Origin of the sequence: Lachnobacterium bovis (assembly GCF_900111325.1) — a bacterium.
Classification (GTDB): Bacteria; Bacillota; Clostridia; order Lachnospirales; family Lachnospiraceae; genus Roseburia; species Roseburia bovis_A.
Genome location: NZ_FOGW01000008.1, coordinates 60,691 through 75,212, shown reverse-complemented (window position 1 = coordinate 75,212; position 14,522 = coordinate 60,691). Strand labels below are relative to the sequence as shown.

12 protein-coding genes are annotated in these 14,522 nt (G+C 30.2%); all 12 read right to left on the bottom strand.

Going from position 1 to position 14,522, the window contains the following annotated elements:
- Positions 1–69: 69 nt before the first annotated feature.
- The 12 genes from grpE to BMY79_RS04195 all read right to left on the bottom strand — a co-directional run bounded on the left by grpE (position 70) and on the right by BMY79_RS04195 (position 14,465).
- Positions 70–687, bottom strand: a complete 618-nt coding sequence (gene grpE / locus BMY79_RS04250) for a nucleotide exchange factor GrpE (RefSeq protein WP_034226239.1) — start codon at positions 685–687, stop codon at positions 70–72.
- 72 nt (positions 688–759) lie between these two features.
- Positions 760–1,866 carry a heat-inducible transcriptional repressor HrcA gene (gene hrcA, locus BMY79_RS04245; RefSeq protein WP_022747689.1) on the bottom strand — a complete coding sequence of 369 codons (1,107 nt, stop codon included), beginning with the start codon at positions 1,864–1,866 and terminating at the stop codon, positions 760–762.
- Positions 1,867–2,201: 335 nt separating this feature from the next.
- Complete coding sequence (hemW, locus tag BMY79_RS04240; RefSeq protein WP_029067479.1) at positions 2,202–3,425, bottom strand: radical SAM family heme chaperone HemW; 1,224 nt, start codon at positions 3,423–3,425, stop codon at positions 2,202–2,204.
- A gap of 3 nt (positions 3,426–3,428) precedes the next feature.
- Entirely contained in the window at positions 3,429–5,240 is a 1,812-nt protein-coding gene (gene lepA, locus BMY79_RS04235; protein ID WP_022747692.1) for a translation elongation factor 4, read from the bottom strand.
- A 108-nt stretch (positions 5,241–5,348) separates the two neighbouring features.
- Positions 5,349–5,612, bottom strand: coding sequence for a 30S ribosomal protein S20 (rpsT, locus tag BMY79_RS04230; protein ID WP_022747693.1), 264 nt, complete (start codon positions 5,610–5,612; stop codon positions 5,349–5,351).
- A gap of 134 nt (positions 5,613–5,746) precedes the next feature.
- Positions 5,747–6,736 carry a DNA polymerase III subunit delta gene (gene holA / locus BMY79_RS04225; RefSeq protein ID WP_027422106.1) on the bottom strand — a complete coding sequence of 330 codons (990 nt, stop codon included), beginning with the start codon at positions 6,734–6,736 and terminating at the stop codon, positions 5,747–5,749.
- Positions 6,737–6,740: 4 nt separating this feature from the next.
- A complete protein-coding gene (locus BMY79_RS04220; protein WP_029067481.1) occupies positions 6,741–9,371 on the bottom strand; it encodes a DNA internalization-related competence protein ComEC/Rec2 in 2,631 nt (876 codons plus the stop codon).
- Positions 9,372–10,295 (bottom strand): GerMN domain-containing protein, encoded by a 924-nt coding sequence (locus tag BMY79_RS04215; protein WP_022747699.1) that lies wholly within the window; start codon positions 10,293–10,295, stop codon positions 9,372–9,374.
- 8 nt (positions 10,296–10,303) lie between these two features.
- The gene (locus BMY79_RS04210) at positions 10,304–11,773 is read right to left on the bottom strand and encodes a sensor histidine kinase (RefSeq protein WP_022747702.1); all 1,470 of its coding nucleotides are present in this window, start codon (positions 11,771–11,773) and stop codon (positions 10,304–10,306) included.
- A gap of 14 nt (positions 11,774–11,787) precedes the next feature.
- Positions 11,788–12,480 carry a response regulator transcription factor gene (locus tag BMY79_RS04205; RefSeq protein ID WP_022747707.1) on the bottom strand — a complete coding sequence of 231 codons (693 nt, stop codon included), beginning with the start codon at positions 12,478–12,480 and terminating at the stop codon, positions 11,788–11,790.
- 10 nt (positions 12,481–12,490) lie between these two features.
- Positions 12,491–13,174: a helix-hairpin-helix domain-containing protein gene (locus BMY79_RS04200; RefSeq protein WP_022747709.1), complete on the bottom strand. Its 684-nt coding sequence runs from the start codon at positions 13,172–13,174 to the stop codon at positions 12,491–12,493.
- Between the two features lie 94 nt (positions 13,175–13,268).
- Positions 13,269–14,465 carry an aspartate aminotransferase family protein gene (locus BMY79_RS04195; RefSeq protein WP_022747710.1) on the bottom strand — a complete coding sequence of 399 codons (1,197 nt, stop codon included), beginning with the start codon at positions 14,463–14,465 and terminating at the stop codon, positions 13,269–13,271.
- Positions 14,466–14,522: the final 57 nt, after the last annotated feature.

Here is a 14,522-nt window from a genome sequence, read left to right as displayed (position 1 = left end):
ATCATTTTCATATCTATAAAAATGATGCTAATATAATCAACCACTTAATGTGGATTTTAACTTGTTAAATTACTGTGCTACTGCAACCATGCTATGTCTTAAAACTTCGTCTTTGTATGTGTAGCCTTTTAATAATTCCTGTGCCACACATCCAGTTTCTACTTCATCGCTTTCGACTTGCATTACAGCATTGTGTTTTGCTGGATCAAATTCTTCTCCAACACACTCAATCGGTTTAACACCAACTTTATCTAATTCAGTAACTAATTGTTTATATACTTTTTCCATTCCATCAGCAAAAGCGCCTTCTTTTTCCTCTTCAGAAATAGCACTTAAACCTCTTTCAAAGTTATCAACAATTGGAAGAACCTTTTCTAATATTGTTTTAGCTCCCATATCAAACATCTGAGACTTTTCTTTTTCTGTTCTTTTTCTGAAATTATCAAACTCAGCCATTTGACGTTTAAGTCTATCTGTTAAATCTTCGATTTGTTCATCTTTTTTGCTTTTCTTTTTAGCTTTTTTGTCTTTTTTAGACTCTTCTTTTTCTTCTACAGCTTCTTCATTTACTTCTTCAGATGCTGTTTCATTTACTTCTTCATTAACTTCTTCATTAATGTTTTCATTAACTTCTTCGTTAACTTCAACATCAACGTTTTCTTTTTCTAAATCAATATCCTTATTCATCTGATCTACCACTTTTATTCCGCCTTTCTTTTATTAGGTGGTCTACCCTTTTCTATATGTATTAAATTCGTATTATACTGTATCATCTTTTGATATATCATCAATTGACTGTGACATCTTCTTATCCGTGATAGCATTCTTATTGAACATACCTTCTAGCTGTTTTTTTAGGCTTTTTAAATTATGCATTACATTTTCGTAATCCATTCGCTTTGGACCTATAATTCCAACAGTACCTTTTACTCCTTCACCTAAATCATATGTCGCAGTTACAACACTACAATCCTTCATTGTCTGTATTGGTGATTCATTACCAATATAAACCTGAATACCTGTTTCTTCTTCGTTTGACGATACATCTGTCACAAAATTTACTAGCTCTTCTTTATCTTCAAAAGTTTCTAATAAATGTGTAACCTTTTCTGCATCTGATAACTCTGGGTACTTCAAAATATTAGTCGCACCACTTGTATATATATCTAAATTATCTTCTTCTGCAAAAGCCTTAGACAATGTATCTAAAACTTCATTTACAATTGTGCCATGAATACCGGCCTTTTCTTTAATTTTAGAAATAACTCCTAGATTAATTTCTTCAATTGATAATCCATTCAATGCTGTATTCAACAATATATTAAGCTTTAGTAATGATTCATTATCAACCGGTTCATCTACATCTATTATTCTATTTCTAACAACATTAGAATTCATAACAATTACTGCTAAAATCTGCTTTTCTTCTACACAAGACAACTGAACAAACTTAACTTTATTGCTATGTTTAGGTGCCGCTGTAATCATCGTAGCATAATTAGTATTATTAGCAAGTAATTTAGCAACCTGCTTTAATACTTGTTCCATCTTCTGTGTCTTCTCTATTACAAATTCTTTCATATCTGTAACTTCTTTATCCTTCTCCTGGATAAGATGATCTACGTAAAATCTGTAACCTTTATCAGATGGAATCCTTCCTGCAGATGTATGTGGCTGCAAAATATAACCTAAATCTTCTAAATCAGACATTTCATTACGAATTGTCGCCGAACTCAAATTTAAGTCTGTATATTTAGATATTGTTCTTGATCCTACAGGCTCTCCAGTCGCTAAATAGTTACGGATTATTGCATCTAAGATTTTTATTTTTCTTTCATCTAATAGTTCTGCATCGTCCTTCTTCATATATTTGCTCCTGTTATATCCTTTTTATTAGCACTCATTCTTTTTGAGTGCTAATATCTTATGTATTTAATATAATACCATCACTTTTTTTTGTCAACACTTATTTTAAAATTCTTATAATCTTAATGCACAAAAAATCTTTATTCATTAAGGAAGTCTTGAATTTCAAGACTTTTTAACATTAAATTAAATTATAAAAATTCTATTAAATAAAAAAATACTCTAGAGATTATCTCCCTAGAGCATTACTTCTTAATTTTTTACTTTTAAATCTGAAAACGTATCTATACTAACATGATAGATATTATAGATATAATCAAATCTTTATTCCATAATTATACAAATTGCGCCATACAATAATTAGCCAAATCAGAGCCTTTGTCTGTCAAATAGACTTGTCCATGTTTTACTTCTAGTAGGCCTTCTTGCTTTAATTTATCAATCTGCTTTTTATAAACGCCTTCAATTGGTAAATTAAAATTTTCTTCAAAGTCAGATCTAGATATACCTTGATTCATTCTTAAGCCTAAAAACATAAACTCTTCCATTTGTTCCTGCTTAGATAAAATCTGAACTGTATCGTGCAAATTATTGTATAAATCCAATTCATTATCCGTCAACTGTCTATCACTTTCGCTTGATAACTCTACTTTTTGTATTTTATTTGCTGAAGTTACATAATCGTATATATCTCTTTTATTAGAATAACGAACATTATCCACAAGAGAAGCTGCACCTAGGCCTAACCCAAGATAATCTTTTCTTTGCCAATAACCTATGTTATGTCGACATTCTAATCCTTTTTTTGCAAAATTAGATGTTTCGTACTGCATATAACCTGCATTTTTTAACGTTTGCTGTGTTAATTTATACATTGTATATACGTCATCTTCACTTGGCAATGCTTCTGTCACCATTCCTGCATGCTGCTTTACATCGTCAAATTTATATTTATCGTAAAAAGGTGTCCCTTTTTCTATAATTAATGTATACACCGATAAATGTTCTGGTTTGAGACGTATCACCTCATTTAGTGATTTCATAAAATCATCAATATTTTGATATGGTAATCCACTCATCAAATCAATATTTATATTGTCAAATCCAACTTTTCTTGCTAAGTGATATATTTTCAAAAACTGTTCATAATTGTGTACTCGTCCAAGTATTTTCAATTCATTATCTTTAGTTGACTGCAAACCAATACTCAATCTATTAATTCCAGCTTTTTTATAGCTTTCCATCGCGCTTTTTACTACAGTACCCGGATTAGCTTCTAACGTAATCTCAGCATCATCTGCAACATCATAATTTGCCTTAATTGTATCCAAAATAGAAACAAGTAATTTATAATCTAGCCATGAAGGAGTACCTCCACCAAAAAAAATAGTAACTACCTTTCTATTTTTAAATTTTGGAGCATAATATAATATTTCTTTAATTAATGCATCAACGTATTCTTTTTGTGTTTTTGCATTTGCAGGAAACGACAAGAAATCACAATATTCACATTTTCTTATACAAAAAGGAATATGTATATATAACTCTAACTCTTTCATGCTTTATTCCTCATCAAGCTTAAGAACACTCATAAATGCTTCCTGTGGAATTTCAACGTTACCTACTTGACGCATTCTCTTCTTACCTTCTTTTTGCTTTTCAAGAAGTTTCTTCTTACGAGAAATATCACCACCGTAACATTTTGCTAAAACGTCTTTTCTCATAGCTTTAACAGTTTCTCTTGCGATAACTTTTCCACCGACTGCCGCCTGAATTGGTATCTCAAATAAATGTCTTGGAATCTCCTTTTTAAGTTTCTCACACATTTTTCTACCACGTTCATATGCACTCTCTTTGAATACAATAAATGATAACGCATCAACAACTTCTTTATTGATTAACATATCAAGCTTAACTAATATTGATTTTTCATAGCCTTTAAATTCATAATCAAATGATGCATATCCTCTTGAACGAGATTTTAATGCATCAAAGAAATCATAAATAATTTCATTTAATGGCAAATCATATTTAATAAGAGCACGAGTTTCTTCAATGTATTCCATACTCAAATAAATACCTCTTCGCTCTTGACATAATTTCATTATTGCACCAACATAATCGCTTGTAACCATAATTTCTGCAGATACGTATGGCTCTTCCATATAGTCAATTTCTGATGGATCTGGAAGATTAGATGGATTTGTAACTTCTACCATTTCACCGTTTGTTTTATGAACTCTATAAATAACGCCAGGAGCTGTTGTTACAAGATCTAAATTAAACTCTCTCTCTAAACGTTCTTGTACAATCTCTAAATGTAATAATCCTAAAAATCCACATCTAAATCCAAAACCTAACGCTTGAGAAGTTTCTGCTTCAAATTGTAAAGCCGCGTCATTTACTTGTAATTTTTCTAATGCATCTCTTAAATCAGGATATTTTGAGCTATCTGCAGGGTACAATCCGCAATATACCATTGGATTTACTTTCTTATATCCTGGAAGTGCCTCTTTACATGGATTATCAACTGTTGTAATTGTATCACCAACTTGTGTATCTCTAACATTTTTAATACTAGCAGCAATATATCCAACCATACCTGCAGATAATTCATCGCATGGTATAAATTGACCTGCTCCAAAGTATCCAACTTCTGTTACAACATCAGATGCGCCTGTTGCCATCATCTTTATTGTATCTCCTACTTTAACTGTACCTTCCATTACACGACAAAATACAATTACACCCTTATACGAATCATATAACGCATCAAAAATCAACGCTTTAAATGGTGCCTTAGGATCTCCTTGTGGAGCTGGTATTTTTTCTACAATTTGCTCTAATACTTGATCTATATTTAAACCTGTTTTAGCAGAAATTTTTGGTGCATCCATAGCCTCAATTCCAATTACATCCTCAATTTCTTGAGCGACTTCATCTGGACGTGCCGATGGAAGATCAACCTTATTAATTACTGGCAAGACGTCTAAGTCATGATCTATAGCCAAATAAACATTAGCTAATGTCTGTGCTTCTACGCCTTGTGCAGCATCTACAACTAAAATTGCACCATCACATGCGGCTAAACTTCTTGAAACCTCATAGTTAAAATCAACATGTCCTGGAGTATCTATTAAATTAAAAATATATTCTTCACCGTTTTTAGCTGTATAAATAATACGAACAGCTTGAGATTTAATTGTTATTCCACGTTCTCTTTCAAGTTCCATGTTATCAAGAACCTGAGCTTGCATCTCACGACTTGTTAGTGTTCCTGTACTTTCAATTATTCTATCAGCTAAAGTGGATTTACCATGATCGATATGTGCTATAATACAAAAATTTCTTATTTTACTTTGATCTATGGACATAATAACCCTCTCTTTTCATTTATTACGAATGATAAAGCATTCTTTATTGAAAAAAAGGCACCAGTATGACGGTACTGATGCCTTTGTATATTCACTATACGAAACCTATTAAGCTACGCCGTTAACCATTTTAGTTAAACGTGATACTTTTCTAGCTACGTTGTTCTTGTGGTAAATTCCCTTTGAACCAGCTTTCTCAATTGTTGCGATAGCTTCTTGTAAAGCAACTGTTGCAGCAGCTTTATCGTTAGCAGCTACAGTAGCCTCTACCTTCTTAATTGATGTTTTAACTGCTGATCTGATAGATTTATTTCTTGCAGTTCTTGCTTCTGTAACTAGAATTCTTTTTTTTGCAGATTTAATGTTAGCCAATCTGTACACCTCCAATGTATTGAATTGTTATTGTTCATGATTGTTACATCAACCCGGACACGGACGTTTTAATGTAAACATACTACATTATATTAGTCTATAAATCCATTAATGTCAATGTATTTTTGTAAAAATTAATTATTTTTTATATTACTATATTTTACAATAAATAATTCTACCGCGATTTGAGCATTAAGCTGGCCTGTTTTAACCAATTCTTCAAGTTCAACTCCGTATCTAACTGCATCTTTTAACTGATCTAGCGTAAAACTTTTAGCTTGATTTTGATTCTTTTTAACCGCCCAACTAGGACACGATGCATATTTAGAAATATCAGCTGCTCCAAAGCCTTGATTTGTCATTGCTTTTACTATTTCTAGTATATGAAATTGTCGTGATATTAAAAACAAAATTCTCATTGATGGTTCTTTTAAAAACAATAAATCATTATATAACTCTATTGCTTTTTGTGGTTTTTTTAATGCAATTGCATCAACCATTTCAAAAACCTTATTCGAAACCTGTTCAGTTGTAATTTCCTCAACATCAGCTTTTTCTATTATATCTTTATCATATGTATAACAAACGAGTTTTTCAAGCTCTTTATCTATATTTTCCATGTCCGTTCCTACCCTTTGAATAAAAAGTAAAAACGCTTCTCTTGTTATTCGTTTATTATCTTTTTTTAATCTAATAGAAATCCATTTTTCTAAAACTTTATCGTTTTGTTCAGCAAATTCAACCGCTAAACCATTTTTGTCTACAGCTTTATATAAACGGTTTCTTTTATCTACCTCATTTTCAACCCAAATCAAAATAGATGTATCTGGAATCTGTTCTATATACTCAGCAACATCATCTTCGCTTTTCTTGAAAAGTCCACTATCTTCAATAAGAATCACTCTATGTTCTGCCAAAAACGGCATTGTTTCAGATAATTGTATCATTTCATGGTAATCAAAATTATCCGAATTAAATACGGTATAATTCATAGAATCACCCTCAGGCACCAACGCCTTTATTAACTTTTCTTTATACTGTTTTTTTAAATACGCCTCTTCTCCATATAATAGATAGACTTTTTTAAATTTATTATTTTTTATATCTTCATCAATTCTTCTCATAGCTTTATTTTATCACAGAAAGCTTTCTTTTTACAACAAAGGAACTTTTATTTTTTTTAATCTTAATTTGGCCGCCTTTGGTTGTATAAAATATATTTGAGCATTCTTCCTTAATCCTTGAAATTGCTTCTTTATTAGGATGTCCGTAACGATTATTTCTTCCACATGACACACACGTAATACTAGGTTTAATTTTCTTTAATAATTCAGATGTATTAGAAAATTTAGAACCATGATGAATAGCCTTATAAAAAAATATATCATTCGGCACATCTAAATCTCCTTCCTTTTCACCGTTTAAATCACCGGCGAAAAGGCCTATAAATTCTTTATCCTTTAAAACAAAACATAACGATAATAAATTACGATCTTCTTGTTCTTCTTTTGAATACTCATTTTTAGAATATGGGTACAAAAATTTAATTTTTGCTTCTTTTAATCGAAGCTCATCTTTAGCCTCAACATAAATTATATTCACATTTTTTTCCTTGGCTAATTTTATTATTTTCTTGTATGCTTCATCCTTCGGCATAGTTTTCGACAAGATTAGATTTTTCACTCTATACCCTTCTTCTAAGATTTCTAAAAATCCAGATATATGATCAGCATCACCATGCGATATAAACCAATAATCAATTTTATTTATCCCCTTTGATTTCAGAAAAGGGAGCATTTTATAATTTCCAACTTCTTTTTCATCCGTACTGCCCCCATCTACAAATATTTTATAATTATCGGATGTTGATATAAAAATACCATCACCTTGTCCTACATCTAATACATCAACTTCAAACCCCAATGGCAACCTAATTAAAGCCACTGAAAACAAAATAATTGATAAAATCACAATTTTTCTTAAATACAGCCTTTTTATTTTAGGATTGATAAACTCTACATCTTCTTCTATTTTGCTATAATTTTTGATAATTATATATAAAATCAGTAAAACGACATAATAAACAATTATTTTCATCTTGCTCATTTCACCTGTAATAATCGTAGAGTATGGAAACGCAACAAAGCAGTTGCATACTAATGTGTATAAACTAAGTATAATATCAGCTGGCATAAGAAATGCTTTTGAAAATGAGAGCAGTACTAACCCTATAATTCCACCTGCTACTCCACTAACAAAAATATACTCAACTAATGGTAACAATATTAGATTTACTAAAAAACTATATGGAGATATTTCAAAATACGAATTTAACATTATGGGAAGAATCATTATTTGAATTGAAAAACTTACTAAGATCTTTTTCTTTAAATTAATTATAAATATTTTTTTTGCATTTGGTTTTTGAGAATTTGAATGTGCTTTTTCTATGATTTTTGATTTATTTTTATCAAGTTTGTAAGTCAAACTTTTTCCTAATGTTGCAATTGAAAATACAGCCATAAATGACATTTGAAATCCACTGTTTGCATATAGAAATGGATTATTCCACATTAAAAAAATCAACATTATACCTATTGAATTGATTGTATCATAAGTTCTTCCTATCAGATTTGCTATAATCATCAAAATTATCATTCCTATTGCTCTAATCGATGAAATACTCATTCCTGTCAAATAACCATAGGATATAACAGAAAAAATTGATAAACAAGCACTGCTTTTATTTGTTATCCCTAATTTTCTCAGCCAATAATACAGCCCTAATCCAAAAAAAGAAACATGCATTCCGGAAATGGATAAAATATGCGAAAGTCCTAATTTTTTGTAATTTTCTTTTATTCCTTTATCTAAATTCGATTTTTCCCCTAGAATCATATTAGAAAGCGTTCCCGCATTTATTTCATCTAATTTTAAAAAATATATATTCGATATCTTATTTTTCGTGTTATATAATTTTTCTAAATATTGATTGGATTTTATTGTTCTTTTTTGGATAAATGAATTGATAATTGAATAATCAATTTTTTGACTAAAATAGAATTGTTTACTGTCGAAATTTCCTTCATTTCTTGCATCTTCAAACAGTTTAATCTTTCCTGAAATTAAAATTTTTTCTCCCATAAAACATTCATCTGTTTGAAAATATGCGATTACATTATTGGTTTTTATTACATTTGTATCTATATTATTTGTTTTCGTTATATTTGTATCATTAGAATTATTTACATGTTTTTGTAAACAATTATGTTTTAAATTATCACTACTATCTTTTGGAGTAAACCTATTGTTACTATGCCAATTATTACTGCCTCTTTTAACAGTAGAGTTACTGTTATTATCATTTTTTAGATTTGCATTATTTAAATTAACATTATTTAGATATACATCTTTTAAATAATAACAGTAACCCATATTTTTCTTTTCTTTTTTGTATATTTTGCCTTGAAGCAATACATCATCTTCATTATTAATCTTATTTATATAGCTATTTCTGAATCCTGTATCTACATGTATCTTAAACATTCCAAGAATAAACGGTATAAACAATACAATAACCACAAATGGTAAAATATTGCCTCTTCTCTTATGCGATATAATAAGGAATAATACTGCTACAATAAAAACAATACTAAAAATTAATATCTGAATAGTACCAAGGAACAGTGCTATATTGTCATACAACACAATTCCTATTAAAAACATAATTGCCATACTAAAAAATGGATGTTTCTTCAATTAATCCTCCTTCTTAGATGCAATTAATGAATAATCTGGCGCATACATTTTAGACAAAGCATAGCTATATCTATAATTTCCACTTGTATCACCATTAATTGAAATCTGAACTTTACTTACTTCATCTATTTGTGACAACGAGTTAACTATTGAGTAAATAACTACTGGTTCTGTTATCTCATAATTTTGATTTTTAAAAGTTTCATCTAAATTAACGTAACATACTCCGTCAGAAATAGAAATATTTATTAATTGTGTACCCTTAGGAATCGTTGAAAGTGCTCCCTTTTTATCTGGCCCCTTTAACAACTGTTCCATAATAAGTTTTTCTTTTGAAATATTCGAACTATAATGTACAACTCTAGTTTCTTTTTCTAGCCTATTACCATTCTTGTTGGCAAAATAAAGAGTAATTTGTTCCGTCATAATGGAATTAATTTGTTCTCCAGGATTATCAACAAAGGATTCTTCATCCATGTAGCCAATAACTTCTCCTGACAAGTCTAATAATTCATCACCATTAATCGTAAATTTAACTTTATTAATGCCATTAACCTGCAATAGCGTTCTTACAATTCCAGCTCTACAAAGAACTTCTTCTGTTGTACTCAACTTTCTGTATTTTTTATTAAAATCAATAACTAACAATCCGCTTGAAAGTGAAATCTTATTTATTTTTACTTCATTCGGAATTGTACGTCTTGCCTCTTTAATATTTGGCTTTTCTCTTAAACAAGTCAAAAGTTTTTTAACAATTTCTTCTTTATTAGTAGTTGATGTTGCCTTATAATCTTGTGGCATAAGCTTAGTCACATCAATATCTATATAATAAAGCTTATAATCTGATGCCTCTTTTTTATCACATCCAACACTAAAGGTACTTATTAACATCAAAATAACTAATAAAATAATTTTTTTATTCATATTTTCTCCTAAGCCTTTATGTAATTCAGTGGAATTCTCACATCAAATGTAGTTCCTTCATTTAATACACTGTGTACTTTTATTGCACCTCTATGCATTAAAATAGAATTTCTTGTTATTGCTAATCCTAAACCTGTTCCACCAATTTCTCTAGAATGCGATTTATCAACACGATAAAATCTTTCATAAATATGCTCTAATGATTCCTCAGGAATACCAATTCCATTGTCCTCAACTTTAATAAAGAAGTACTGATGATCCGCATTTAAAGACACATGAACCCATCTTTGTTCTTCAGCACCTTCTTCATTTTCATCATCTCTAACATTATATTTTATAGCATTTTCAACAAGATTTGTAATTGCTAACGTAATCTTAACCTCATCTACCTCTGCCGTAACTGGTCTAAAACTTTCTAGAACGACTTCAACATTTTGTTTATCTGCAATCGGTTGAAGACGTTTCAAAATTTGTTCTAATAGTTCATTTATATTAAGAGTCGTAATATTTAAACTACCCTCGGATTTATCCATTTTAACTAATGATAATAAATCATTTATTATTTTATTTTCTCTTTCAATCTCACTTGCAATGTCATTCATAAACTCTTTATACATTCCTACTGGTGCATCTGGCATTGCAATTAAAGAATCTGCCAAAACCTTCATTGATGTAAGCGGAGTTTTAAGTTCATGCGACACATTTGAAACAAACTCTTGACGCGAATCATCTATTACCTTGTATTTATTTAAAACTAAATCAAGTTTTTCGCTTATTAAATCTATTTCCGTATATGTTTTTACCGCTTCAACTGTATCAGTATATCCACTACTTACAGCATCAATGCCTGTCTCTAATTTTTTCATTGGTCTAACTAATCTAAGTGCAACAAGAACACCTAAAAATGTAAAAAGTATTCCAATTGTCATCTCTATGATTAATCCAACCTGAGACAAATAAACTTTATTCAAAACAATATTATTAGTTGAAACACTAACAAGCATTACTCCTAAAATATTTCTATTATCATCCTCGATATTAGAAACTGGAATAGTTAACTCAACATAATGATTTTTCTTATCATAATTGATTAACTCTTTTCCAGCAAAAGTTTTAACTACTTGACCTGAAATAATTGTCTTACGTTCGTCAATATTATAAGTATCACGAACAATTTTATAACTTTTATCTACCAAAATCACTCGTCCATCATACAAATTGGCCAATGTGTTTACCTGCGAATCAACATCGCTGTCTCCTTTTCCTGCCAAAAAATCAGATTTTGCAATTTTGTTTGCTAATATTTTAGATTGACTTAAAATTTCACTTTCTCTAATAGAAACTGCTCTAGCCTCATAAGATGAAATTATCCCTATTCTTAAAATGTGGCATGGCACGATGGCCATAACCACAAAAATAAGCATCAATCTAAATTTCATACTTTTTATAAATCCCAAAAATTTTTTGTTCTTTAACATTTACAGTACTCCTACTATCTTTGGTTATAATAGTATCCTACGCCCCATTTAGTGTGTACATACTTAGGTTCACTTGGGCTTTTTTCGATTTTTTCTCTAAGACGACGAACATGTACATCTACTGTTCTTACGTCACCTGGATAATCGTTTCCCCATACCATATGGAGTAGATTTTCCCTACTGTAAACTTTATTTTCGTTTTTAACAAGAATTTCTAATAAATCAAATTCTTTGGCTGTAAGATTAACTTCTTTATCAAAAATATATAATCTTCTGCTGTCACAATCTAATTTCAAATCACCCTTTGTGATTAATGTTTCATCAACTTTTTGTTGATTGAATCCGGATGTTCTTCGCATAATTGCTTTAATTCTTGCTTTTACTTCTAAAATATTAAATGGTTTGGTAATGTAATCATCAGCGCCATACTCAAGTCCTAAAATCTTATCCATGTCATCGCCCTTTGCTGTAAGCATAACGATTGGCACATCTGAGAATTCTCTAACTGCTTGACACACTTCAAAACCTTCCATTTTAGGTAACATTACATCTAATAAAATAATATCATATTTATTATTTTTAATTTTTTCTAATGCTTCCTCGCCATCATAGGCACAATCAACTTCCATGTCATCTTGCTCTAAGCTAAATCGAATTCCTTTAACAATTAGTTTTTCGTCATCGACTACCAATACTTTCTTTGCCATATTACACTCCTCAGTTCACCGTAATATAATCTTTGATTTTGTTTAGTAAACCGTCTTTTATTCCGGCTATATTTTTCAAATCTTCAATTTTGGAAAAATTACCATGTTTGGTTCTGTAATCTATAATGCTATCTGCTTTTTTTTCGCCAACGCCTTTAATCGTCATCAATTGTTCCTTTGTTGCTGAATTCAAGTTTACCTTTCCGTCATCTTGTACATTTTTAGACTGATCGTTTACTGATGTATTCTCATTTGGAATAGCTTGATTTTGTACTTCTAGACGTGATGGAACATAAATCTTTTGTCCATCCAACAATTTATCAGCCAAATTATGATACTCTACAGCAGCCTCAGGTTTAAATCCCCCAGCTAGCTCAACTGCATCATTTATTCTTTTATTTGCTGATAATTGATAAACGCCTGGTTTATTAACCTGTCCACAAACATACACTACTACATTACTTGTAGCATTGCCATGTGCATATTTATTATTCATACTCTCACTTTTTTGTTTGTGCTCGTCACTTTTGGAATTATATTTTCTTTCTATTGAATTATTTGCTTCAGAGCTTTTATTAGATATTAAAACTTCTTCCTTTTGACAAGCTGTTAAAGATAAGGTTATAAAAATCAAAAAACAGGTAATTGCAATAGCTCTACCTTTTTTCATCATAGTATATATTTTCTTACTCATTGTTCTCTCCTTATAAAAAGGAGCTCAATACCTGATAACTATTTTAACGAAAAAAGGCAAGCTTTACAAGAGCAATTTTTGTTATTTTTAAATTTTATACAAAAGTATCTAATGTCTGTTTCAATTTACTAATCATTTCATCAACATTTTCCTCTGTAATAATTAGTGGAGGTACAAATCTTAAAACATTTTTTCCTGCCGTGATTAAAATTAAACCATTTTCTAAAGCCTTTTTAGATATTTCACTAACATTTACTTTACTCTCTACGCCCTGCATTAGACCTTTTCCTCGTCTTTCCACAAGAAAATCATACTCGCATACTAATAAATCTAGCTGATCTTCAAGATATTCGGAAATGTCTTGTACATGTGCTAAAATATTCTTTTTTTCAAACTGCCTTAAGACCTCTACGATTGCAGCTGATACAAAAGGATTTCCACCATATGTTGTTCCATGGTCGCCTGGTTCTAAAGAATTTTGTGCAACTTTTTCAGTCACGAAAAACGCACCAACAGGAACACCACATCCTATCGCCTTTGCGCAAGTCATAATATCTGGCTTAATTCCATAACCTTGCCAAGCAAACATTTCTCCTGTTCTGCCCATTCCACACTGAATTTCATCTAAAATCAACAAAATATCATTCTCTTTACAAATTTGTTTTACTTCTTTTAAAAACATTTCATCAGCAGGATAAATTCCGCCTTCACCTTGTACTGTTTCCATTATAATAGCGCAAGTTTTTGGAGAAACTAATTCTTTTACGCTTTCTATATCATTAAATTTAGCAAACTTAACACCTGGAAGTAATGGCTCAAATGGTTCTCTATAATGATTATTTCCTGTAACCGAAAGTGCGCCTAAACTTCTTCCGTGAAAGGAATGTTCCATTGCAATAATTTCATAACAGCCTTTTTTTTGCTTCTTATAGGCATATTTTCTTGCTGCTTTTATTGCTCCTTCTATAGCTTCAGTTCCGCTATTGGTCAAAAAAACTCTATCCATTTGTGATACCTTTAAAAGTTTCTTTGATGCTTCACAAATTTGAGTATTATAATACAAATTTGAGGTATGTAATAATTTTTCAATTTGATTTTTTAATGCATCATTATATTCTCTGTTATTATATCCTAACGCCATTACAGCAATTCCTGCCGCAAAATCTAAATATTTTTTTCCTTCTGTGTCATATAAATAAACTCCCTCTCCCTTTTCTAATACAACATCATATCTATTATAAGTGTGAACTAAATTTTTTTCTGTTTCATTGATATAATTTAATTTATCCATATTATTTCTCCTATTTAATTCTAAATCCTCTTCTTTTTTTAGTTTTGCATAAAAATA